Source organism: Massilia sp. UYP34 (genome assembly GCF_056279385.1).
Genome location: NZ_JBWBRF010000002.1, coordinates 689,401 through 711,791, shown reverse-complemented (window position 1 = coordinate 711,791; position 22,391 = coordinate 689,401). Strand labels below are relative to the sequence as shown.

17 protein-coding genes and 1 pseudogene are annotated in these 22,391 nt (G+C 62.1%); 7 read left to right on the top strand and 11 right to left on the bottom strand.

Annotated elements, in window-relative coordinates; translation table 11 throughout:
- The first annotated feature begins 143 nt into the window (after positions 1-143).
- Positions 144-1,217: a DNA-binding protein gene (locus ACZ9AQ_RS06540; RefSeq protein WP_109343463.1), complete on the top strand. Its 1,074-nt coding sequence runs from the start codon at positions 144-146 to the stop codon at positions 1,215-1,217.
- A 130-nt stretch (positions 1,218-1,347) separates the two neighbouring features.
- Here ACZ9AQ_RS06540 and ACZ9AQ_RS06535 read toward each other — a convergent pair whose 3' ends face one another.
- Entirely contained in the window at positions 1,348-1,749 is a 402-nt protein-coding gene (locus tag ACZ9AQ_RS06535; RefSeq protein ID WP_184236222.1) for a hypothetical protein, read from the bottom strand.
- A gap of 125 nt (positions 1,750-1,874) precedes the next feature.
- Between ACZ9AQ_RS06535 and ACZ9AQ_RS06530 the strand changes: the two genes are divergently transcribed.
- Positions 1,875-2,153 carry a helix-turn-helix domain-containing protein gene (locus ACZ9AQ_RS06530; protein ID WP_184236219.1) on the top strand — a complete coding sequence of 93 codons (279 nt, stop codon included), beginning with the start codon at positions 1,875-1,877 and terminating at the stop codon, positions 2,151-2,153.
- Between the two features lie 1,028 nt (positions 2,154-3,181).
- Here ACZ9AQ_RS06530 and ACZ9AQ_RS06525 read toward each other — a convergent pair.
- The 5 genes from ACZ9AQ_RS06525 to ACZ9AQ_RS06505 all read right to left on the bottom strand — a co-directional run bounded on the left by ACZ9AQ_RS06525 (position 3,182) and on the right by ACZ9AQ_RS06505 (position 10,858).
- Positions 3,182-4,024: a hypothetical protein gene (locus ACZ9AQ_RS06525; RefSeq protein ID WP_429201807.1), complete on the bottom strand. Its 843-nt coding sequence runs from the start codon at positions 4,022-4,024 to the stop codon at positions 3,182-3,184.
- A gap of 543 nt (positions 4,025-4,567) precedes the next feature.
- Positions 4,568-6,307 carry a GMC family oxidoreductase gene (locus ACZ9AQ_RS06520; RefSeq protein ID WP_429201809.1) on the bottom strand — a complete coding sequence of 580 codons (1,740 nt, stop codon included), beginning with the start codon at positions 6,305-6,307 and terminating at the stop codon, positions 4,568-4,570.
- A gap of 280 nt (positions 6,308-6,587) precedes the next feature.
- The gene (locus ACZ9AQ_RS06515) at positions 6,588-7,556 is read right to left on the bottom strand and encodes an IS1595 family transposase (protein ID WP_429201811.1); all 969 of its coding nucleotides are present in this window, start codon (positions 7,554-7,556) and stop codon (positions 6,588-6,590) included.
- A 502-nt stretch (positions 7,557-8,058) separates the two neighbouring features.
- Positions 8,059-9,159 carry a porin gene (locus ACZ9AQ_RS06510; protein WP_429201813.1) on the bottom strand — a complete coding sequence of 367 codons (1,101 nt, stop codon included), beginning with the start codon at positions 9,157-9,159 and terminating at the stop codon, positions 8,059-8,061.
- A 487-nt stretch (positions 9,160-9,646) separates the two neighbouring features.
- Positions 9,647-10,858: an ABC transporter substrate-binding protein gene (locus tag ACZ9AQ_RS06505; RefSeq protein WP_429201814.1), complete on the bottom strand. Its 1,212-nt coding sequence runs from the start codon at positions 10,856-10,858 to the stop codon at positions 9,647-9,649.
- A gap of 207 nt (positions 10,859-11,065) precedes the next feature.
- On the opposite strand from ACZ9AQ_RS06505, the gene ACZ9AQ_RS06500 reads away from it, so the two are divergent.
- The 5 genes and pseudogenes from ACZ9AQ_RS06500 to ACZ9AQ_RS06480 all read left to right on the top strand — a co-directional run.
- Positions 11,066-11,836, top strand: coding sequence for an ABC transporter ATP-binding protein (locus tag ACZ9AQ_RS06500; protein ID WP_429201816.1), 771 nt, complete (start codon positions 11,066-11,068; stop codon positions 11,834-11,836).
- Entirely contained in the window at positions 11,833-12,540 is a 708-nt protein-coding gene (locus ACZ9AQ_RS06495; RefSeq protein WP_429201817.1) for an ABC transporter ATP-binding protein, read from the top strand. The genes ACZ9AQ_RS06500 and ACZ9AQ_RS06495 overlap by 4 nt, the downstream gene beginning before the upstream one ends.
- 10 nt (positions 12,541-12,550) lie before the next feature.
- Complete coding sequence (locus ACZ9AQ_RS06490) at positions 12,551-13,438, top strand: branched-chain amino acid ABC transporter permease (RefSeq protein WP_429201818.1); 888 nt, start codon at positions 12,551-12,553, stop codon at positions 13,436-13,438.
- Between the two features lie 10 nt (positions 13,439-13,448).
- Entirely contained in the window at positions 13,449-14,489 is a 1,041-nt protein-coding gene (locus ACZ9AQ_RS06485; RefSeq protein ID WP_429201820.1) for a branched-chain amino acid ABC transporter permease, read from the top strand.
- Positions 14,490-14,580: 91 nt separating this feature from the next.
- Positions 14,581-14,997: pseudogene (locus tag ACZ9AQ_RS06480) on the top strand (zinc ribbon domain-containing protein); the annotation flags it as partial.
- A 36-nt stretch (positions 14,998-15,033) separates the two neighbouring features.
- Here ACZ9AQ_RS06480 and ACZ9AQ_RS06475 read toward each other — a convergent pair.
- From ACZ9AQ_RS06475 to ACZ9AQ_RS06455, 5 genes are all read right to left on the bottom strand, one after another.
- A complete protein-coding gene (locus ACZ9AQ_RS06475; protein WP_429201822.1) occupies positions 15,034-16,032 on the bottom strand; it encodes a winged helix-turn-helix transcriptional regulator in 999 nt (332 codons plus the stop codon).
- 148 nt (positions 16,033-16,180) lie between these two features.
- Positions 16,181-17,656 carry an NADP-dependent succinate-semialdehyde dehydrogenase gene (gene gabD / locus ACZ9AQ_RS06470; RefSeq protein WP_429201824.1) on the bottom strand — a complete coding sequence of 492 codons (1,476 nt, stop codon included), beginning with the start codon at positions 17,654-17,656 and terminating at the stop codon, positions 16,181-16,183.
- Positions 17,656-19,200: a class I adenylate-forming enzyme family protein gene (locus ACZ9AQ_RS06465; protein ID WP_429201826.1), complete on the bottom strand. Its 1,545-nt coding sequence runs from the start codon at positions 19,198-19,200 to the stop codon at positions 17,656-17,658. Before ACZ9AQ_RS06465 ends, gabD begins: the two co-directional genes overlap by 1 nt.
- 33 nt (positions 19,201-19,233) lie before the next feature.
- Positions 19,234-19,989 carry an SDR family NAD(P)-dependent oxidoreductase gene (locus tag ACZ9AQ_RS06460; RefSeq protein ID WP_429201828.1) on the bottom strand — a complete coding sequence of 252 codons (756 nt, stop codon included), beginning with the start codon at positions 19,987-19,989 and terminating at the stop codon, positions 19,234-19,236.
- Positions 19,990-22,362 (bottom strand): xanthine dehydrogenase family protein molybdopterin-binding subunit, encoded by a 2,373-nt coding sequence (locus tag ACZ9AQ_RS06455; protein WP_429201830.1) that lies wholly within the window; start codon positions 22,360-22,362, stop codon positions 19,990-19,992.
- Positions 22,363-22,391 lie beyond the last annotated feature (29 nt).

Genomic DNA, 22,391 nt, shown 5'->3' with positions numbered 1-22,391 from the left:
GACGGAGAGTGGCAGCCCGCGACGCTTCTCCAGCCAGCGCTTGAGCATATTCGACATTATAGGAGTAATGTCATATTTTCAGAGGAGGGCGCCGGTTTCGTTACGTTTTACGTAGTATTACGGGACTACGAAAAGGGGGGTATATGCTCGAGAATAGGCAAAGCACAGCCTCTATGCAGGCTGACATTGATTGCCTGCGTGATCGGTTTCCACGCACTGCGGATCTCTATAGGGAAGCTTGTGCCGTTATGTTCTTCAGGTACGGCGTGACTCCAACAACGAACGCTCTCTATCAGCTTGTTCGGAAAGGGAGTATGTCTGTTCCAAGCGAAGCATTGAAAAGGTTTTGGAGTGACTTGCGTGAACGGGCAAGGGTCGACCTTCAGCATGCGGACTTGCCCGATCAGGTAAAGCAGTCGGGCGGCCAGCTGATCGGTGAGATCTGGGCGCTAGCCCAAAAGGCTGCTGACGAGTCGATCATTGTATTGCGGCAGAGCGCAATGGTCGAACGCGACGCTGCCCTGGCCGAAAAGGACCGTCTGGAAGATGACATCGCTCAACTGTCTGCCCAGCTCAAGGACGGCCGCGATCAAATAGCAGCAGCTGAGGGGACGATCGTAAAACAGCGGGATGAACTTGGCGCGGCAGCAGCAGCCCAGCAAGAAACGGACTTGAGACTGAATGAGGCTAGAGCTGACATTGAAACGTTGCGCGACCAGATAAGTTCGATGTTAAGAGAGCGCGCGGCGGAGATCGAGAAATTAACTGACCGCATCCTTCAAGCTGAGCAGCGTTACACCGATCTGGCGAAAAGAACCCTGGTTGACCTGGACAAAGAGCGAACTGCGGCGACGAAACTGCAGAAGCAACTCGACGCCGAGCGCCGGACGTTCGCGTCCCGCATTGAAGAAATCCAGTCCGAGGCACAGCGGGCTCAGTTTCAGCTTGCCCGACAAGGCCAAGAGCTCAGCGCCTATATGACTAAGGCGGAACTACTTGCCGACGAGCGAGACCGAGCGGCTAGCCAGACCATGAGAACCGCATTTCAGTGCGGGGAACTGGAGAGCCAGCTCGCTGCAGAGCGAGCAAAGGTTGCTGAGTTGCGTGAACAACTCGAGCGATTCGCCAGCACATCGAAACCAAGCAGGCGGGAGCCGCGCTCGACGCCTGTAATCCCTCGCCAGCGGCGTCGACCCGGCAGCAAACAAGACAAATAGATTGCTAGCGTTGAACGAAGTTCGATACCGATCGAAACAGCAGACTGACTGCGAGCTTGGAGTAGGCGGTGTAGCGTTTGCTCTCGGAATTCGCGCGCTCGAGGTGTACTTCTGACCGCTTTAGACGAGCTCAGGCTGCTTCTCGTTTTGGCCGAGCCCTGTAAAGCGATTTCATCTTCTGCTTCGCTTCTTCTCGAGTCAGACCAACGGCTTCACCGGCATCAGTAAAGTAGACGGGTATCTCGACATCATCTTCGACGTATAGCCGAATATTCAAAACCGATGTCCAGCGCCAAGTGTTGACTTTCTCCTTGCGGTAAGGCTCAAGTAGGGAAATCTCAACAATTTTAAGTAACTTGTTGCCGTTGCAAGTGCGGCAGAACTGTAGTACGTCGCGAGGATCCCAGAGGATCGTCGTCTGTTGGACCCAGCGACGCTCTTCTTTAAATGCGTAGGTGATGAACACGTAGAGCATACCTAGGCTTAGCGTAGCTGCACGCCAGGTCGCGATCCCTGGCCCCATCGAAAACATGGGCGCCTCATGTGCTTTGTCTGTAGTAATCACTTGAATGCCTCTGCAGTACGAAATGAACACTATAGATTGTAGTCCTAAAGTGTTCGCCATGAGTACATCGTGCATTTTATGCGGAGGTGCTCGTGGGGTTGCTCAAACAATTTGGAACAGGACTGCAGAAGGCGAGGAAGAGTCGAGGTCTGACACAAGAGGATTTTTCGGTAGTTTCGAGTCGAACCTATCTCAGCAGCCTGGAACGCGGGATCAAAGCCCCTACGATTACAAAGATCGACGACATCGCAGCGGTGCTGGGTGTACATCCGTTGTCTCTCGTTGCGTTCGCGTATCTGCCGAAGGACATTGCGGAGCGAAAGAAACTTTTTTCTCAGGTAATAGCTGACCTGAAATCGTTCGAAGATTAGGACGACAGTTGCGATTCGCGGTAAGCAAACGTATGGGATTCTGGATGGCTCGAAAGGCAGCAGTCCCGCCGTACTGCAAGAGAATCGAACGCAAATGAGGATCCTTGCAGGGTGGCATGGCAGTCGGCTGGTATCCCGGCCATACTTCCGACGCATGCGCGTATTACCTAACGGTTACCGCAAAAATCGGGACTGCACGACGAGTTACGTAAAGCTCGCCGGTAAAACCAAGAAAGCCACAGGTTAGACCGCTATGAGCCTAGGATGAAGCACAGGCGGCAAGATACGAAGTAAAACTTGGACACCTATGCGACGCGGCAGACTTCAAACAATTAGTTCCGAAAACTTCCACGATTTACTTCGGAGCGCTGCTATATAGCAAAGACCGAACTACTGGCCGACGAACGCGACCGAGCCGCCCGCCAGGCTGCGGAAAGCGCGCACCAGAGTGCGGAGCTGGGTAGCCAGCTTGCCGCCGAGCGCGCCAGGGTGACTGAGCTTCGCGGACGGCTTGAGCGAACAGCGCCGAAATCGGAATCGGCCAGCGAGGAGTTGGGTTTGGCACGGGCAGCGCGTCGTCAGCGGCGACCCTCACGAAGCAAGCCAGACAAATAGGCCAGGCCTGACGCCAGCGGCCCGAGTCCCACACGCCGATCCGCGAGCTGCAGCCAGTTGTCTCGTCTGTCATCACTGAACATCCGACGCGATTCCGTATCCATAAATACTTCCGTTGTACCTAAAGCTATTGACGTGATGAGTAGGCCATGAAGATTTACCTAAACATATAGACTCGACGGGGAAAACGGGGCTTTGACGCCGAGTCGGTAGATTAAGGTGCCCCGAGTACGGAGTTTTAGGTACGAGCGCTTTTGCTTCCGAGAGCTGGTCAGAAAGGCGACGACGTCGACCCGCACCAGACTTCGCATAATCTATATTATGTTAAATACGCTATCGCCAACGCGCCCCGGCAGGTCGACAGTCGGGGCGCCTACCCCATTTCGCAATGCCTGCAGGCTGGAAACCGCCCGCTATCCGGCCCAGATCGCCGCCGACGCATCGTCCGCCGCCTTGACCGCCCTTGCTCCGGTGCCGCCGGCGACCGCCTCATGCGTCCGCAACTCATCCAGCATTGCCGGCAATCCCCGGTTGAGACAGGCATCCATCAGTGCGTCATCGGTATACCGGCCATATGGATCGACCAGCCGATAAAAGCCGTCCGTCATGATCAAGAGCCGCGTACCCGATTCCAGCTCGACCCTGCGCGTGCGTGCCTGGAATGCGCCGACAGGACGCAGGCACAGGACGGTCGGCGCGGACTGAGTATTCTGGAACTCGCGCCGCGCGCGCAGCATCGGCAGCATGCGCTCGCGCCGTTGTTCGGCATCGATGACGCCGTCTGCGCGCAGTCTCGCTATCTCGGCCTGCAGGACGGCATCCTGCGGATTCACGAACGGATCGAGATCGACGCAGTCTCCGGCGGCCGTGCGCAGCAGACTCTTGCAGTCTCCCAGGCTGTATAACGCTGCGCGCCCGACTCCGTCCCGCTCGTCGATGCGCAGCCAGGTCATGGCTGCGATCGGCCATGCATGAAGCGGCATCGCGCTTTGCCCCGTTGCCTGGCCGGCCCTGGTCAGCCGATCGAAGCTGTAACAGACGACGGCAATCGCGGCGTGCACGCATGCCTGCTGGCTCCGGCCCGGCGCCAGTTCCTGTTCCACCGCCGCCGTGAACGCGCGCACGAACCAGCTCACGTCGCCATGGACAGGATCGAGGTAGTCGCGCTGGGCCACCGACGTGCCGCCATCGATCACCAGGATGTCGGTGGCGCCGGCATGGTCGAACACGGCCACGTGGTCGTCATTACGGGTCAACGTTGCTCCTGCAGAGAGATGCGCGATCTTCATCGGTTGCGGCGTGTTTTCATGTGGTGGGGATTCTACCCGCGCCAGGGTCGAAAAACTGGCGCAATCACTTGCCCCACGCTTAACTCGACAATATATATGCTAATGTCGAGTTAGTTGCGGGCGGAGAAGTCGAGTGCGAGCGATGAGCCGTCCGGTAAAAAATGCTCACACCTAAATGTGTTCTATCTTTCTACACCTAAAAGCACCCTTTGAACACAGATCGACCGTTTCTGCGTTTTGGTAGCATTTTTTTAGGTGTGCTGCGCAGCCCTACCTAATTTGACCTAATGGTTAGGTGGCATTCCCCCACCAGCCGGATGACGGGCACCGCACACGCGCACTGCCCTTCGGGAGACCGGCTCACGGCGCGCCGTGAGCCGGATCGATGACACTGCAGGCGCCGGCGCGCGACGCCCTCTTCCGGTGCCACCGTCCGGCCTGCGCCGGCCGTTCAGACGCGGTGACCCGCCCTACTTCCGGGAACGCGCCCGCCCTGGGTGCTCATGACGTTCAGGCGCGTTTGAGAATCTCTGCCATGCGCAAGCCGATCAGCATGCAAGGTGCCATGGTGTTCCCGGTCGTCACGCGCGGCATGATGGAGCCGTCGGCGACGCGCAATCCTTCGATACCGCGCACGCGCAGCTTGCTGTCGACGACGGCCATGGCGTCGCGCCCCATCTTGCAGGTGCTGGTCTGGTGCCAGTAGGTGTTGGCGGCGTTGCGAACGAAGTCCTCCATCTCCTTGCCCTTGAGCGGACCGGGCATGACTTCGCGCTTGGCGAACTCGCGCATTTCGGGCGCGTTGCCGATCTCGCGGCACAGCTCCACGCTGCGCACCAGGGCCTTGACGTCGGCCGGCTCGCTGAGGAAGTTGGCGTGGATCTTCAGGCGGTCGCGCGGATTCGCCGACTGCAGTTCCAGCCAGCCGCGGCTTTCCGGCCGCACCAGGCCGGGTGCGATCGACCACCCGGCCTCGGGCATGGTATAGCGCTTGGCATTGGCGTCGCTGACAAACGGGATCTCGATCTGGAAGGGCTGCAGGTCCGGCGTATCGAGCCGGCTGTCGCTCTTCCAGAAGAAGGTGCATTCGGCCAGGTTGTTGCGCGGCGCCTCGGGCACGTTGTACTCCCAGACGCAGCCGCCCAGCAGGATGTGGTCCGTGAAGTTCTGGCCGACGCCCGGCAGGTGGTGCAGCGGACGTACCCCGGCGCGCCGCAGTTGCGCCTTGTCGCCGATCCCCGACAGCATCAGCAGCTTGGGCGAGTTGAGCGCGCCGGCCGACAGGACGATTTCCTTTCCTGCGGCGATCTTGTGCAGCTTGCCGTTCCAGGTGAACTCGACACCCGTCGCCCGATTCCCGGTGAGCGCGATCTTGCGCACCTCGGCACGGGTCAGCACCGTCAGGTTCGGCCGATGCATTGCCGGATGCAGGTAGTGCGCGGCCATGTTCAGGCGCCGTCCGTCACGGATGCTGGTGTTGGCGATGGCGCAGCCCCCGGGGCCTTCCATCATTGCGCCGTTGTGGTCGTCATAGGATGGAATCCCGATACCGGCGGCGGCCCTGACCATGGCTGGTGCGATCGGATTCGGATCGCGAGCCGGCTGCACCCAGACATTGCCGCCCGTACCACGGTAAGCCGGGTCCGGCGCGCCTTGCCAGTTCTCGACCCCCTTGTACATTTTCAGCACGTGCTCGTAGTTCCACTCGGGGTCGCCGGCTTCCGCCGCCCAGTAGTCAAAATCGTTCTTGTGCCCGCGCACGTAGCACATGACGTTGATACTGCTCCCGCCACCGAGCGCCTTGCCCATGGCAAGCTTCACGCTGCGGCCGTTCAGGTGCCGCTGGGGAGTCGACTCGTCACCCCACTCGCGTTCCGTACCGAGGTTGGTGTACCAGACTCCCGGGTTCAGGATGCTGGGCGCCTGGTCATCGCCGCCGGCTTCGAGCAGCAAGACCTTCACGTCGGGGTTTTCGGACAGGCGGCTGGCCACCACGCAGCCGGACGAACCCGCACCGCAGACGATGTAATCGTACTGAGCCAGCAGGTTGCGGGCTCGCTCGGCCTGGTTGGCGGCGATGGCGCTCGCCTGCTGTGCGATCGCGGCGGCGGAACCGGTGGACAGCCCGATCGCGGCGGCAAGCTTCATGAAACTGCGGCGGTCCAGCTGGCCGCGCATCAGCGCGAGCTCGAGGGCATTGACCCGGTCTCCCTGCTCGATTCCGAGGGGCTCATTGGAAGTGGTGTTCATACGGTCTCCGTGATTGGTATTGTGTTTTGCGTGGGTCACAGCAGGTGTGACCTCGTGCTATACGCAAGACGCGTGCCAATTCATTTCAGGCCGAACGAGTGCCGATCCGCGTCGAAGTTGTCGCAGGTTGCGACACTCGCGACGCGCAATTTGAGCCAGTTGTAACACTTTAGGAGCACCCTTGCGGCAGGCGGTCGACCGACAGAATATAACCCTTCATAGCGACAGAATTTCCCATCCGGCAGAGCGCGCTTTTCCATTTCTGCAGGCGCTGTACCCGCTAGCTGTTGATGACCCCGCATGCGATGCACAGCAATTGCTCGACAGATGGTACCCGCCCGCCATCGAGCGCCCAATGCCAGCCCAGGTAGTTGGGTAGCCGGCGCGACGCCACGCCATGGAAGCGCGCCAGCCATTCCTTGAAGCGCCGGTGGTAGGCGTTGACATTCTGCACATGGATGGCGCCCTCGACGCCCTTGCGGACCCGTTCGCCAGTGCTGAGATTGACGGCTTGATGCGCGATGCCGTGGGCACGGGCGAAGGCGGCATAGGCGGCGTTGGCGTCCGTCACTAGCAGCGCCTGGGGATCGAGTTTCGGCAGCAGGTGCTGGACCAGCTGGGCTAATTTTAACGCGCCGCGTCCGGTCACGGCGTCGATGGTCTGGCCGCCGCGGTCGCGCGCCACCAGGATGCAGTCGAGGTGGTGCGAGATTCCGCGCAGGGCGGCTCTGCCGCCGCGCTTGCGCGGCTGGCGATCGAGCTTGCGTGAACCCTTTTGCGATTCGAGCAGGAACATCTCGTCGGCCTCGACGATGCCTGAAAGACGCGCCGGGCGGTCGTCCTTGACCCGATCAAGAAAGCGATGACGCCAGCGAAAGGCCGTATTGCGGTGCACGCCGACACGCTTGGCCGCAGAGCGGACCGAGCGCGAATCAAGCACCGCTTCCAGATAGGCGAGCCACTTGCCCTTGAGCCTGAGCCGCGCCAGCGGCGTGCCGGTCAGGTCGTTGAAGGTGCGGCCGCATGCGCAGCAGCGATAGCGTTGCAGGTCGTTGGCCTGGCCGTGCCGGTGGCAGCGCCCGCAGGCGCAGTCCGGGCAGCGCCGCCCGGTTGACCGGATCTCGCCGATGAGGGCGGTCACCCGGTCCAGCCCGGCTGCCGGATGCAGGGCCGCGAGCACCTTCTGGCGCTGCGGCGGGTTTAACTGCGCCAGCTGGGCGAACAGCTGCGCAAACTGCGGCGCTTTCATCGTACGCTCCCGATCGATGACGACCGGGATTGGACCGCGGGTCAGCTCAGCAGTTCAATGCTCATCCACAGCTAATGAGGACAGCGCCTTTCTGCAAGCCGTTGCTCGGCCAAGTGAGTCCGCTCGGCCAACCCCTCCCTTTCAGCGAGGTGTGCAATGTTCTGTTGATCGGCGCGTAACATCGTGTCCGCCACTTGGCGCCGAAGGTCACGCAATCGCGTCTCCATACTTGGGGTTGTTGCAATAGCGGCCGCTAGTTCTTGACGCAGCCGATCAACCAACTCCTCATTTGTACGGATTCTTACTCGCGCTTGCTCGGGGTCTTCGAGAGTTGCCAGGTGCGCGGCTCGAGCCGGCGTTCCCGCAGCTTAGGCGGCGCCTGCAGTCGCCGCGGATTCCACACGATCACTCGGTCGACGCCACCCTCGGCTACCTGCTCGACCGCTGCAATCTCGGGGTGCGCCGCACCTGGCCGGAAAGCCGGCCGGACACGGCTGTCGATTCAGAACCCGTGTCGCACGCCAACCGACACGCCCGACTGGTTCATCCCCACGCCCACGGTGCCGCCGACATCGAGCGCGATCGCGGCCAGCCCCGCGTTACGCATGTGGCCAAGCGAGCTGTAAAGCGCAGTGCGCTTCGACAGGCTATAGGTCAGGCGGGCAACGGCCAGGCTCGAGTCATTGGCGCTGTTCATGACGGCGTGGCGCGCGACCTGTGCATCGAGCACCAGCGCCGGCGACAGCGGATGGCTGACGCCGAGGTAGTACAAGTTCGAGTCGAGATTGAAGGCCGGGGTCGCTGCGCTTTTCCTGCGCACCATCACGCCACCTCCGATTTTCGTCGCGCCGGCCATCGCGTAGGCGTTCAGCGTCGTCCTGCGGTCGCGGCTGTCGCTGGTCGTCAGGCCGGCTGCCGCACCCGTGTTTCCGTGCATCTGGTCGTACGAGGCAGTCACGCCGAAAGTCTTGTTATCGTAGCCCAGCAGCGCAGTCACCTGGCGGCAGGCCTTCGCGTTGCCGGGCACCTCGCCGCCGCAGTTGGTGGCCGCCGGCCCCCCGGCCGACGAGGCGTCACGCCCGAAGCTGTAGGTCGCGCCGGCCGTTACGTTGCCGAAGGTACCCATGTAGCCGATGGCGTTGTCGCTGCGCGCATTCGGGATATACAGGTCGATGCTCGACGTGCTGAAGATGTTCGGGCCCATGACGTCGGTCTTGAGCATGGAATGGAAAGTCATGTTGGTCTGGCGGCCCAGGGTCACGGTGCCGAACCCGCCCTTCAGGCCGACATAAGCCTGGCGTCCGAACAGGCGATTGCCCTGGCCGCTGGTGCCGGTGTCGACGTTCACCCCGCCTTCGAGGACGAACAGGGCCTGCAGCCCACCGCCGAGATCTTCGCTGCCGCGAAAGCCGATGCGCGAGGGGACGCTGCCGGTCAGGCCCGGGACCTTGGTCAGCGAGTCGCCGGCGGCATTCGTGTTGTTGGTATGCACCAGGCCGCTATCGAGCACGCCATAGATGGCGACCTGGCCTTGCGCCAGCGCTGGCTGTGCCGCAACGCAGGCCAGGGCCGCGATGGCTGCATGGATGGTGTTCTTCTTCATGAGGATGTCTCCAGTTGTAAAAATTATTATTGGATGGAAGGCCGGGCCTGCCAGCGCATCATTTGCCTGCTCGACCATGGCCGGCTCCGCCCGAGCTGCTCGGAACTGTCCTGCCCGGTCACCTGCTCTCTTCCATGACAAATCCACGCTCGGCGAATTTCATGCGGACACGGCCCAGGCGCGCAATCGCATACGACGGCATGCTCGAAGGCGCCTGGCCGCAAAACCGGATCGTGCCGGCGCCCACCTTGTTTCAGATGTCGCGTGAGCTTGCACTGGATATGTCGAGGCCCGCTTTTCGGCGCAAGGCCGCGTCGCTGGGCAAGGACGCTTGTTCCAGCCCAGCTGCCCGATCGCCCCGGTGCGGCGCGCCCGGCACGCGTACCGGTCTCCCGCCGGGGCAATACGGCCATCACACCGTCCCGGCGGTTCATCATGCGACGCCGCCGGAGAACTGGTGGAGCAGGCTGCATCGCAGGGCGGCGGATCAGCCCTTCGTCAGCGCACAGCCGCCTTCATTGATCGGGCGGTAAGCCTGTTCTGCTGGAATCACGGACTGGAACTTGTAGTAGTCCCATGGATACTTCGACTCGGACGGCTTCTTGACCTGGTAGACGTACATGTCATGCACCATGCGTCCGTCGGCGCGGATCTTGCCGTTCTTGGCAAACATGTCGTTGATCGGCATGGCCTTCATCTTCGCCATGACTGCCGCCGTGTCGTCGGTACCGGCCGCCTTCACTGCGTTCAGGTAGTGCAGCGTCGACGAATAGTCGCCCGCGTCACCCATGGTGGGCATGCGCTTGGTCAGCGCGAAGAAGCGCTTCGACCACGCCCGCGTTGCCTCGTCCCGGTCCCAGTAGAACGCGGTGGTCAGTGTCAGGCCCTGCGCCGCTTTCAGTCCCATTGCATCCACATCGGTGATCCAGACCAGCAGGCCCGCGAGAGTCTGAGTACGAGACTGCGTCAAGCCGAATTCCGAGGCGGATTTGACCGCGTTGATAAAGCCAGTGCCGGATCCTGCCAGGGCGATGACCTTGGCTTTCGACGCTTGCGCCTGCAGGATGAACGATGAATGGTCCGAGGTATTGATCGGGTAGCGAACGCTGCCGAGCACCTTGCCGCCCGCTTCCTTCACGGCCGCTGACGTGTCGGCCTCGAGCGAATGGCCGAATGCATAATCCGCGGTCAGGAAGTACCAGCTGTCGAGCCCCTGCTTGATCAACGCGTTACCCGTGCCGTGGGCCAGCGCATAGGTATCGTACGCGTAATGGATGCTGTTCGGGGTGCATGCGTCGCCGGTGATGCGCGACGAACCCGAGCCGTTGACGATGGCGATGCGGTTCTTTTCCTTGGCAACGCCGATGACGGAGAGTGCGACGCCGGAATTGATCAGGTTGGTGACCATGCGGACGTCCCTGGTGTCGAACCACTCACGCGCCTTGCTTGCCGCGACATCCGCCTTGTTCAGGTGATCGCTCACCAGGATCTCGATCGGACGTCCCAGAACGCTGCCGCCGAAATCCTGCACCGCCATCTTGGTCGCGTTGACCGAGCCCTGCCCTGCCTCATGCGAGAACTGACCGGACAAGTCCGTCATTACGCCGATTCGCAACGGTTGCTTGTTTTGTGCGTCGGCGGCGCCTGCCGCGAACATCATCGCTACGCTCAGCGGCAATACCTTAACGAACCATTTCATAGATCCTCCTCCAAGTTGTCGAATTTTCCAGCTAGTTTTGTTATGCAAGTCATTCGCTTGCTGGAAAAAGAGTAGTTTGGAAGTTGCGCAAAGTCAAAGGAATTATGTGACTACATAGGCAATTACTGCGCGTACATGGATCGATTGACACACCACAACCCCGCTGATAATCTGTTTATGCAAGTCATAATAAAGCATGGAGACACGATGACAGACCACATCCTCGAAACACAAAACCTCAGCAAGCAGTTCAAGGGATTCACGGCTGTCAATGCCGTAAACCTGAAGGTGCAGCGTGGGCACATCCACGCCTTGATCGGACCAAACGGCGCCGGCAAGACCACCTGCTTCAACCTGCTTACCAAATTCCTCGTTCCCAGCTCAGGGGACATTCTGTTCAACGGCAAGCGCATCACTTTTCACAAGCCCGCACAGATCGCCCGGCAGGGCGTGATCCGCTCGTTCCAGATTTCGGCGGTGTTCCCGCAAATGTCGGTCCTCGAGAACGTCCGCATCGCGCTGCAACGCAACCTGGGCACGTCCTACCATTTCTGGCGCAGTGAAGCCAGCCTGGAAAAGCTCAATGGGCAAGCGATGCAGTTGCTGGCCGAGGTGGATCTGGAGTCGTTCGCCGATTCGCGGACAGTGGACCTTCCTTACGGTCGCAAGCGCGCGCTGGAGATCGCAACGACCTTGGCGATGGCGCCGGAGCTGATGCTGCTCGACGAGCCAACCCAGGGCATGGGCCATGAGGACGTGCACCGCGTAACGGCGCTGATCAAGAAGGTCGCAGCTGGTCGTACCGTATTGATGGTCGAGCACAACATGAGCGTGGTCTCGGGGATCTGCGACAGGATCTCCGTGCTCCAGCGCGGCGCCCTCCTCGCCGAAGGGAACTACGACGAGATCTCCAACAATCCGCAAGTGATGGAAGCTTACATGGGGTCCACGGCTCCCCACGGGGGAGCGGTTCAATGAGTCAGGCACTCGACATCAGCGGGCTGCAGGCCTGGTATGGAGAATCGCACGTACTGCACGACGTGAACCTCTCGGTTGCGCACGGCGAAGTGGTGACGCTGCTGGGACGGAATGGTTCGGGCCGTAGCACCACGCTGCGCGCGATCATGGGTCTGACCGGTAAGCGTACCGGATCCATCAAGATCGACGGCGTCGAAGCGATCTCCGTTCCGACTCACAAGGTAGCGCACCTGGGCGTTGGTTACTGTCCCGAGGAACGCGGCATCTTCTCGTCCCTGTCGACCGAGGAGAACCTGATGCTGCCGCCGTTGCTGAACACCGGCCGCCCCGGCATGGCGGTCTCCGAAATCTATGAAATGTTCCCCAACCTCGCCGAGCGCCGCACCAGCCAGGGAACCCGCCTGTCCGGTGGCGAGCAGCAAATGCTCGCCATCGGCCGCATCCTCCGGACCGGGGCACGCCTGCTGCTGCTTGATGAAATATCGGAAGGCCTGGCCCCGGTGATCGTACAGGCGCTGGCGCGCATGATCGTCGCGCTCAAGGCGAAGGGCTACACCATCGTGATGGTCGAACAGAACTTTCGCTTTGCCGCCCCCCTGGCTGACCGCTTCTACGTGATGGAGCACGGGAAGATCGTGGAACACTTCGAATCGCAGCAGCTGCAGGCAAAGCTGCCGTTGCTGAACGAACTGCTTGGCGTATAAGGAAATAGAGATGACTGAACTGTTTGGTATTCCGCTGCCCGTCATCCTCAGCCAGCTTTCGCTCGGCCTGGTCAATGGCTCCTTCTACGCCATGCTTTCGCTTGGCCTGGCCGTCATTTTCGGCCTGCTCAACGTGATCAACTTTTCGCACGGCGCCCTCTACATGCTGGGCGCTTTCCTCGCCTGGATCGGCCTGAACCAGCTCGGCCTGAATTACTGGATGGCGCTCCTGCTCGTTCCAATCGTGGTCGGCGCCTTCGGAATCGTGATGGAGCGCCTGCTGCTGCGCCACCTCTACAAACTCGACCACCTGTACGGATTGCTGCTGACCTTCGGCATCACCCTGGTCATCGAAGGGCTGCTGCGCTCGATTTACGGCGTGGCGGGACAACCGTTCGATGTACCCGAGTTCTTCACAGGCGTGTTCGACCTCGGGTTCATGATGTTGCCCCGCTACCGTGCATGGGTCGTGTTCGCTTCGCTCGCCGTCTGCCTGGCGACCTGGTACACGATCGAGAAAACGAAACTCGGCGCCTACCTGCGGGCCGGCACCGAAAACCCCAAACTCGTCGAGGCCTTCGGCATCAACGTCCCGGTGATGGTCACCCTGACCTACGGCTTCGGTGTCGCGCTCGCGGCGCTGGCCGGCGTGCTTGCGGCGCCGGTGACGCAGGTCTCCCCGCTCATGGGATCGAACCTGATCATCGTGGTGTTTGCCGTCGTCGTCATCGGCGGCATGGGCTCGATTCTGGGTTCGATCCTTACCGGCCTCGGCCTCGGTGTCATCGAAGGTTTCACCCGGGTCGTGTATCCAGAACTATCGGCTACCGTGGTGTTCATCATCATGGTCATTGTGTTGCTGGTGCGCCCTGCGGGCCTGTTCGGCAAAGAGAAATAGAGGAACAAACATGAACAAGAAGCTCGGCTACGCAATCGCACTCGCCGCGGCATTGGCACTGCCGCAGTTCTTTTACCCCGTTTTCCTGATGAAGCTGATGTGTTTCGCGCTGTTCGCATGCGCGTTCAACCTGCTCATCGGGTTCACCGGCCTGCTCTCTTTCGGGCACGCCGCATTCTTCGGCGGCGCTGCCTATGTCACCGGATACGCGCTCCAGTCATGGGGCTTGTCATTCGAACTGGGCATCCTGGTCGGCGTGGGGGCTGCGGCCGCCTGCGGCCTCCTCATGGGAGCGCTGGCGATCCGGCGTCAGGGCATCTACTTCACGATGATTACCCTGGCGCTGGCTCAAATGCTGTACTTCGTTTTCCTGCAGGCGCCGTTTACCGGGGGCGAGGACGGCCTGCAGAGTATCCCGCGCGGAAACCTGCTGGGCATGATTGACCTGAGCGACGACAAGGTCATGTACTTCGTTGTCCTGGCCATTTGCGTGGCCGCGTTCGCATTGATCGTACGAATCGTTCACTCGCCGTTCGGTACGGTGCTCAAGGCGATCAAGGAAAACGAGGCGCGCGCGATTTCGCTGGGGTATGACGTGAATCGCTACAAGCTGCTGGCATTCGTGTTGTCGGCGGCACTGGCCGGGCTGGCCGGTTCGGTGAAAACGAGCATGCTCGGCTTTGCCACACTGACCGACGTGCACTGGTCGATGTCGGGACTGGTGATATTGATGACGCTGGTGGGAGGCCTTGGTACCCTGATCGGACCCATTGTCGGCGCCATCCTGATCATCACGCTTGAAAGCAAGCTCGGTGACATTGGCAGCGCACTGGCATCGCTGACTGGCTGGGAATGGTTCAACGGGCTGGGTGGATCGGTGACAACGGTCATCGGATTCATCTTCATCTTGTGCGTGATGAGCTTCCGCCGCGGGGTAGTCGGTGAGGCGAACGCGCTGATCGCGTCGTGGAGAGCCCGCAAGGCTGCCAACGCCGGACATCCGCCCGCCCCCGCCGCCGGCACCACCCGGACTTCCCATCCGGGCCTGTAGACATGGACGCTGCCGCGCCGTTTGCAATTCGTTGCCGGCGGATCAAGCGCGCGCAGTTCCCCTGCTGGAAGTGACGAAGCATGCCCCGCAAATGGCGATCATCCAGCTGGGGCGAGGCATTGACTTCTTTGCCCGCCGGGCACGCACCCTCGCTTCAAAAAATGGGCAGCGGAACCGTTTCGGTCTGGCCAGGGTGCGCGGCAATCCCTGTCCTTCAAGCCGGACAAGGATAGCGCGGACGCCGAAGGCGTCCTTTTGCAGAGGGTGGGGCGCCAATGGCGCACGCCGCATCCAGCGCCGGCGGCGCCCTGCTCGTGGACGCATGCAGCGACTCCAGGCCTGGCGCTACCAGCTGATGCCCGGTAGCGAACAGGCGCGCCAGCTGTGCCGGGCGATCCTCGACCAGGGCCGGTGCGAGTTCCGGCGCCAGCTGGAATACAAGATCGCATGGCGGGGCGGCCTGCTGCAGGCGGTGCCGCTGCACGACACCAGCCAGCGCTGCCCGGAGTGCCGGCCACGGGCATGTGACCGACGCGCCGCGATCTCAGTCGGCCGGCTCGAGCGTGTAGCGCATCTCGTAGTCCACCTGCCGTGCCTGGATCGGCTCATGGCACTCGCTGCATGCAATCTGGGCATGGAAGTCGTGCTGGCATTTACGGTGCCGCACCAGCAGTGGCGGACGCCCGTCCGCCAGCCAGCGATCTCCCCAGTGCATCATCACCAGCATTGAGCCGTACAAGTCACGCCCCTTGTCAGAGAATCGGTATTCAAACCGCTCCGGACGAAGTTGATATGCGCATTTGACAACGATGCCGTGATCGTTAAGCCGCTGTAGTCGATCGGTCAGGATATTGCTGGCGATACCAAGATTGGCCTGGAATTCATCGAAGCGTCTTACGCCGAAGAACATTTCTCTGATCACCAGGAAAGTCCAGCGGTCACCGATGATTTGCAAGGTACGCGCAACCGAACACGGGCGCACGCGCTCCAGTACTTGCGGATCGGACGGGCGGCGCGAACGCTTGCGGTCGGTTGGACGGGGACTCGAGCCGGCCCCTGGTCCATTCCGGTACTTCACGTCGTGGGCATCGATCGGCTCCCCGCATGCGGAACAGGTGACGACAGGCGAAAACGGTTTGCCACAGGCGGTATGCACCAGTTGCAGCGGCGGCTCATTGTCCCCGCGGAGCCAGGTGTCTCCAAACTTGAGCATCGCCAACATGACCGGAAAGAGGTCGAGGCCCTTGTCTGCAAAGCGGTATTCAAAGCGCGTGGAGCCGGCCGAGTAGCTGGCTTTTTGCAGAAGCCCGAGTTCGGTCAGCCGGTTCAAGCGCAGCACCAGGGTATTGCGAGGCAGGCGCAGCACACTCTGGAAGCCCTCGAAACGGCGGGTGCCGAAAAAGGCTTCACGTAGCACAAGGAAACTCCATGCGTCGGACAGGATTTCCACCGTGCGCGCGACTGAACAAAACCGGTCTTGCGCCGGTGCGCTTGCTACGGATGGCGCTGGAAGCTGGTCAATAATTTTTAACTGGGTGGACATAAATTTTTGCCCTCCGACAATACGGGCAAACGTAGTCGAAAGCGCAATGAAGGGCCGGCAGGATAGCATACATTGCCGGAACGGGTCCGTCGCTTGAAACGACAGACCCGGCTAGCCCTGGGGAGGTGTTACCACGCTCCCGGCGGCATCAAATGCCGCCCATGCAGAGGTACTTGATCTCAAGGTAGTCGTCGATTCCGTAGTGCGAACCCTCGCGACCATTGCCGCTTTCCTTGATACCACCGAATGGCGCCACCTCAGTCGAGATCAACCCTTCATTGATGCCGACCATGCCATACTCCAACGCTTCGGCGACGCGCCAGACCCGCCCGATGTCGCGACCGTAGAAGTATGCGGCGAGGCCGAATTCGGTGTCGTTCGCCATCTCGACCGCTTCCTGTTCCGTACTAAAGCGGAACACGGGCGCGACCGGGCTGAACGTCTCTTCGCGGAAGATCTTCATGTCCCGCGTGGCGCCGGCCAGGATCGTCGGCGTAAAGTAGTTGCCACCGTCCGAGCGGCGCTCGCCTCCGGTGACGACCGATGCGCCTTTCGAGACCGCGTCGGCCACGTGCTCTTCGGCCTTGCGTACCGCGTCAGCGTCGATCAGCGGGCCGATCGATATGCCCGGCTCCAGTCCGTTACCGACCTTCAAGGCGCGTACTGCCGCTGCAAAGCGTTCCACGAACAGCTCGTAGACGCCGTCCTGCACCAGGATGCGGTTCGCGCACACGCATGTCTGGCCAGCGTTGCGGTACTTTGCCACCATCGCGCCCTGGACTGCCGCATCGATGTCGGCGTCATCGAACACGATGAAGGGCGCGTTGCCGCCCAGCTCCATCGAGGTTTTCTTGACCGTGCCGGCGCATTGCGCCATGAGTATCTTGCCGATTTCGGTAGACCCGGTGAATGTCAGCTTGCGTACCACCGGATTGGAGGTAAGCTCGGCGCCGATCTCCGCGGCCGATCCGGTGACGCAGGACAGGACGCCGGGCGGGACGCCGGCCCGTTCGGCCAGCACGCACAGCGCCAGTGCCGACAATGGCGTCTGGCTCGCCGGCTTGATCACCATCGTGCACCCGGCGGCGAGCGCCGGCGCGGCCTTCCGGGTGATCATCGCGGCAGGGAAATTCCATGGCGTGATCGCCGCGCATACGCCGACCGGCTGCTTGATGACCACGAGCCGCTTTCCCGGCGTTGTCGCCGGAATCGTGTCGCCGTACACGCGTTTGGCCTCCTCGGCGAACCATTCGATGTAGGACGCTGCGTAGGCAATCTCGCCGCGGCTTTCTGCGAGCGGCTTGCCTTGCTCGACGGTCATGAGGACGGCCAGATCCTCCTGGTTTGCGAGCAGCAGCTCGAACCATTTGCGCAGGATGGCAGCGCGTTCCCTGGCGGTGGTCGCGCGCCATGCGACCTGGGCCCTGGCGGCGGCGTCGATCGCGCGCCGCGTTTCGGCCTGTCCCATTCTTGGCACCTGGCCGACGGTCTCGCCGGTCGCGGGATTGCTCACCTCGATGGTCTTGCCGCCGTCGGCGCCGAGCCATTCGCCGTCGATGAAGCATTGGTCGCGTAACAGGGTGGGATCGCGCAACTGGCTGGCGACCCGGTTCAGATTACTCATCATTGATCCTTTGTCATTTCGAGCTTTTCCCGGAGCCGGTAGCGCATCACCTTGCCCGACCCGGTCCGCGGAATTTCATGCACGACGTACACGGCTGCCGGCAGCTTGTAAGCCGAGATCTGCGCGCGGCAATGTGCGATCAGGTCGGCCTCCACCATCTCTTTCCCGGGGCGGGTCGTCACGAATACGACAGGCACCTCACCGAGGTGGGGGTGCGGCGCTCCCACGACCGCGCAATCGAGCACGCTGGCGAACGAACTGACGGCCTCCTCCACCTCCGAAGGCGCGATATTCTGGCCGCCGCGGATGATGACTTCCTTCAGGCGCCCGGTAATGGTCAGGAAACCGTGCTTGTCGGCGCGCGCCAGGTCGCCGGTGTAGTACCAGCCGTTGCGCAGCACGCTTTCGGTCTCGGCGGGCTTGCGGTGGTAGCCCAACATCACGTTCGGTCCGCGCACGATCAGTTCCCCTTCCGCGCCGGCGACAACGTCATCGCCGCTGATCGGATCGACGATGCGGGTTGACAGTCCAGGCAGCGGCAGCCCGCACGATCCCATGACACGCGCGCCGGTCGTCCAGTTCAGCGTCACCATGGTAGAGGTTTCGGTGATACCGTAGCCGTCCAGTAGCATCACCCCGAAGCGCTGCTCGAATTCGGCATTGATCGCGGCGGGCATGATCGCGCCGGCCGACAGGCACAGGCGCAGCTTGGGGAACCGGCACTCGGGGTCCATGCGGGCGGCTTCGAGCAGGTAGTGGAACATCGTCGGCACGCCGGGGAACACCGTGAATTCGCCGGTCTTCAGGAGTGCCAGCACATCCGAACTCGAAAATCGCTGGAGGATGGTTTCGCTGGCGCCGACTGCGAGCACGCTCAGCACCGACAGGTTCAGTGCGTACGAGTGGAACAGCGGCAGCGGCGAGAGCAGCGTATCGTTTTCGTTCAGTCCCGCGATCGGTGCCCAGCACGCCGCCGTCACCCACAGCATGCTGCGCTGGGACAGCAGCACCCCCTTGGCGCGGCCGGTCGTACCGGACGTGTAAACAATGAACGAAGGTTCGTCGATCGTGGCAGGATCGCGTGGCGCCTGGCCTGCGGGCGTCGAACGCAAGCGCTCGAAACTCAGTGCGCCGTACTGCTCCGCCGCGTTTGCCACGATGATCGGTACCGAGGCCGCCAGCGACTGCATGGCGGCGACGCGGTCGGCGGTCGTAATGATCACCCGGCAAGCCGCGTCGTCGAGCCGGTAGGCGATTTCCGGCTCGGTGGCATCATGACTGATTGGCACGCAGACGGCGCCTGCCCTGACGGTCGCGAAGCAGCATTCGACCCAGGCTACCGAGCTGGGCAGGCACAGCGCGACGCTGTCGCCCACGGCCACGCCCAGTGCCTCCAGGTGCCCTGCGAGGTTTGCCGTCGATTCGGCCAGCTGGCCGTAGGTGACGGAAGAACCGGCATCCCGGTAAGCGACCTTGTCCGGCCTGGCCTGCGCGTGCCGCTGAACCAGGGTGCCGACGGATTCGATCAGTTCGTTACGTATCATCGCTTGTCTCCATTATTTTTATCGGCCAGCGAGTCAGACCATGCAGAAGCCACCATTCACGCTCAGCACCTGGCCGGTAATCCACGCCGCGCCATCGGAAGCGAGAAACGCCACGGTGGGCGCGACGTCCGCGGGTTTGCCGATACGGCGCAGAGGATACTGTCGCACGATTTTATCGCGGTGTGCTGCGAGAAATTCCGGATCGGAGTGCGCCGTTTCGATCAAGCCCAGCGACAGGCAATTGCAGGTGATGTTCGCCCGTCCGAGTTCCCTGGCCAGGGATTTCATCAGCGCGATGCCACCGGCGCGCGCAGCCGCGGCGATGGCCAGGTTGCTTTCGCCGATTCGCGAAGAGTCGCCTGCCAGCGTGATGATGCGCCCACCTTGCTGCTTGATCATGTACGGCGCCACGGCATGGCTGGTGTGGATCGTGCCGTACAGGTCGACGTCGATCTGGCGTTGCCAGTTTTCAGGCTTGCTTTCGACGAAGCGTTCAGGAATCACCACACCGGCGTTGTTGACAAGAATGTCGATCCTGCCGAAGTCGCTGACGACCGCGTCGATCATCGCGCGCACGTCCTCGTAGTTGCCGACGTTCGCACGGTAGGCGCGCGCGTCGCCGCCGGCCGCCTTGATCGCGGCGACCACGTCCTGCGCTTCGCTCTCGGAACTGTTGTAGTTGACGGCTACAATGGCCCCGTCGGCGGCAAGCGCCAGCGAGATCTCGCGGCCGACGTCGCGACCGGCTCCGGTGACAAGTGCGACTTTCCCTTTCAGCGATGCATGCATTTAGTTCTCCTGGTTGGCTGATGATTGTTGTTGGATAAGGCGGAACAAGCGCTCTGGCGTGACCGGCAATTCGCGTATCTCGATGCCCATCGGGGTCAACGCGTCGGACACCGCGTTGGCGATCGCAGCGGGCGCGCCGATGGTCCCCCCCTCGCCCATCCCGCGGAAACCGCCAATGGTTGCCGCGAGAGCCGACTCGAGGTGGAGCACGTGGATGTCAGGTACCTCCGGGGCCGCCGGTGCGACGTAGTCGACCAGGCTCGCCGTGAGCAGCTGGCCACGCGCGTCATAGACCATTTCCTCGTAGAGCGCAGCGCCGATGCCCTGCGCGACTGCGCCGTGGACCTGGCCGTCGACAATCATCGGATTGATGATACGGCCGCAGTCCTCGGCAACGAGGTAGTCGGTGACGCGGACCGTGAAGGTCTCGGGATCGATGTCGACCATCGCGAAGTGGGTGCCGGAACTCGTGGTACCCCACACCGGATCGTAGGATTGCGTTTCCTCGAGCACCTCGATGACGTCCTTCGGGATCCGCCCCATCTGCGCGTACACCGCATGCGAGATATCCGAAATCTTGATGCTCTTGCCGCTGTCGCGCGCCGTCACCACGCTGTTTCGGATGTCGATCTGATCCGCATGGCTCTCGAGCAGGAAGGCACCGAGTCGGCACAGCTTGGCGCGCAGTCCCTGCGCGGCGAGCGTACCGGCGCCGCCCGCCAGCACCGCGCTGCGGCTGGCGTAGGTGCCGGTGCTGTGCGACACCACCGAGGTGTCGCCCTGGACCACCGTGATGTCTTCGAAGCGCGCGCCCAGTTCGTCCGCCACCACCTGGGCCAGCGTGGTCTCCAGGCCCTGGCCGTGGGAAGCGATGCCGAAGCAGGCGGTCACGGAACCGCTCGGATCGATCTTGATCGTGGCGATCTCGGTGCCGGTATTGATCGGCATCCCCGGCGAGGCCGAGATGCGCGAGCCAATGCCGGACAATTCGGCATAGGACGCGATACCGATTCCGACCCAGCGTCCGGCGGCGCGCGCGGCGGCCTGCTTGCGGCGCAGTTCGTCGTAGCCGAACGCATCGCGACCGGCGCGCAGGCATTCGATGAAGCCGGACCGGTCCCAGACAATACCGGGGGCGCTCTTGTAGGGGAAATCTTCGGGACGGATCAGATTGCGCAGGCGAATCTCTCCTGCATCGATGCCGAGACGGTGTGCGGCCATGTCGACCAGGCGTTCCATGACAAATGTCGAGGTCGGGCGGCCCACCCCGCGATAGGGGCCGGTCGGCGGTTTCGAGGTCGCCACTGCGCGCACCTTGCCGTGGTACACCGGGACCCGGTAGGGGCCCGGCATGAAGCTGATCACCTGCACCGGCTCCAGGCCCGCGGTCCACGGATAAATCGAGTAGGCTCCGACATCGCCGGTCACGCTGCAGCGCAGTCCCTGGATGACGCCATCCGCATCGAGCGCCAGCTCGGCGTCAACGGTCTCGTCGAACGCCTGGCTGGTACTGGACAGGTCCTCGAGGCGGTCCCCGGTCCATTTGATCGGCCGGCCCAGCTGGCGCGCGACAGCGCACACCAGGATCTCCTCCGGGTACAGTGAACCTTTGCCGCCAAAGCTGCCGCCGACGTCGGGCGCGACCACGCGGATCCTGTTTCCCGGGATGTCGAGAATGTCGACCAGCGCGTCACGCACGATTCCGGGGCTGCCGGTGCTCGAATACAGCGTGAGCGAGCGCCTGCCCTGGTCGTATTCCGCCAGGTAGGCGCGGTTTTCCATCGCGAGCGCAGTCTTGCGGTGAAAGCGGAAGCGCCCGCCGACTTTGACCGGCGCCTCCGCCATGACGGCGTCGATGTCGCCACGGCGAAACTCGCGCCTGACCAGTACATTGGTGCCGGCATCCTCGTGTAACAGCGGTGCACCCTCTTCGGCCGCAGCTTCCGGGTCGATCACAACCGGCAGCTGTTCGTACTCGATATTTATGAGTTCGGTCGCGTCTTCGGCCAGGTATCGGCTCTCGGCGACGATGGCCACCACGGCCTCTCCTACAAAGCGCACCTTGCCGCGCGCCAGCGGATAGATCGCGGTCGGATGATAATCCGGCATTCTGGAAGTGGCGAAGATCGGTTTCACCATCCCTTCCATCTGCTCGGCTGTATAAACGGCAACCACGCCGGGAAGGTCGAGCGCGGCGGCGACGTCGATCGACACAATGCGCGCATGCGACTGGTCGCTGCGGCGGAAAGCCACGTGCAGTACTCCAGCGACTTGCTTGTCGTCGACGTAACAGCCGCGACCGGTCAGCAGGCGCGGGTCCTCTGTCCGCTTGACGCGCGTGCCGACGAGTTTTTCTTGGCTTGTTGTTTCCATGATGTCATTGGTCCTGCGTTCGATGTGTT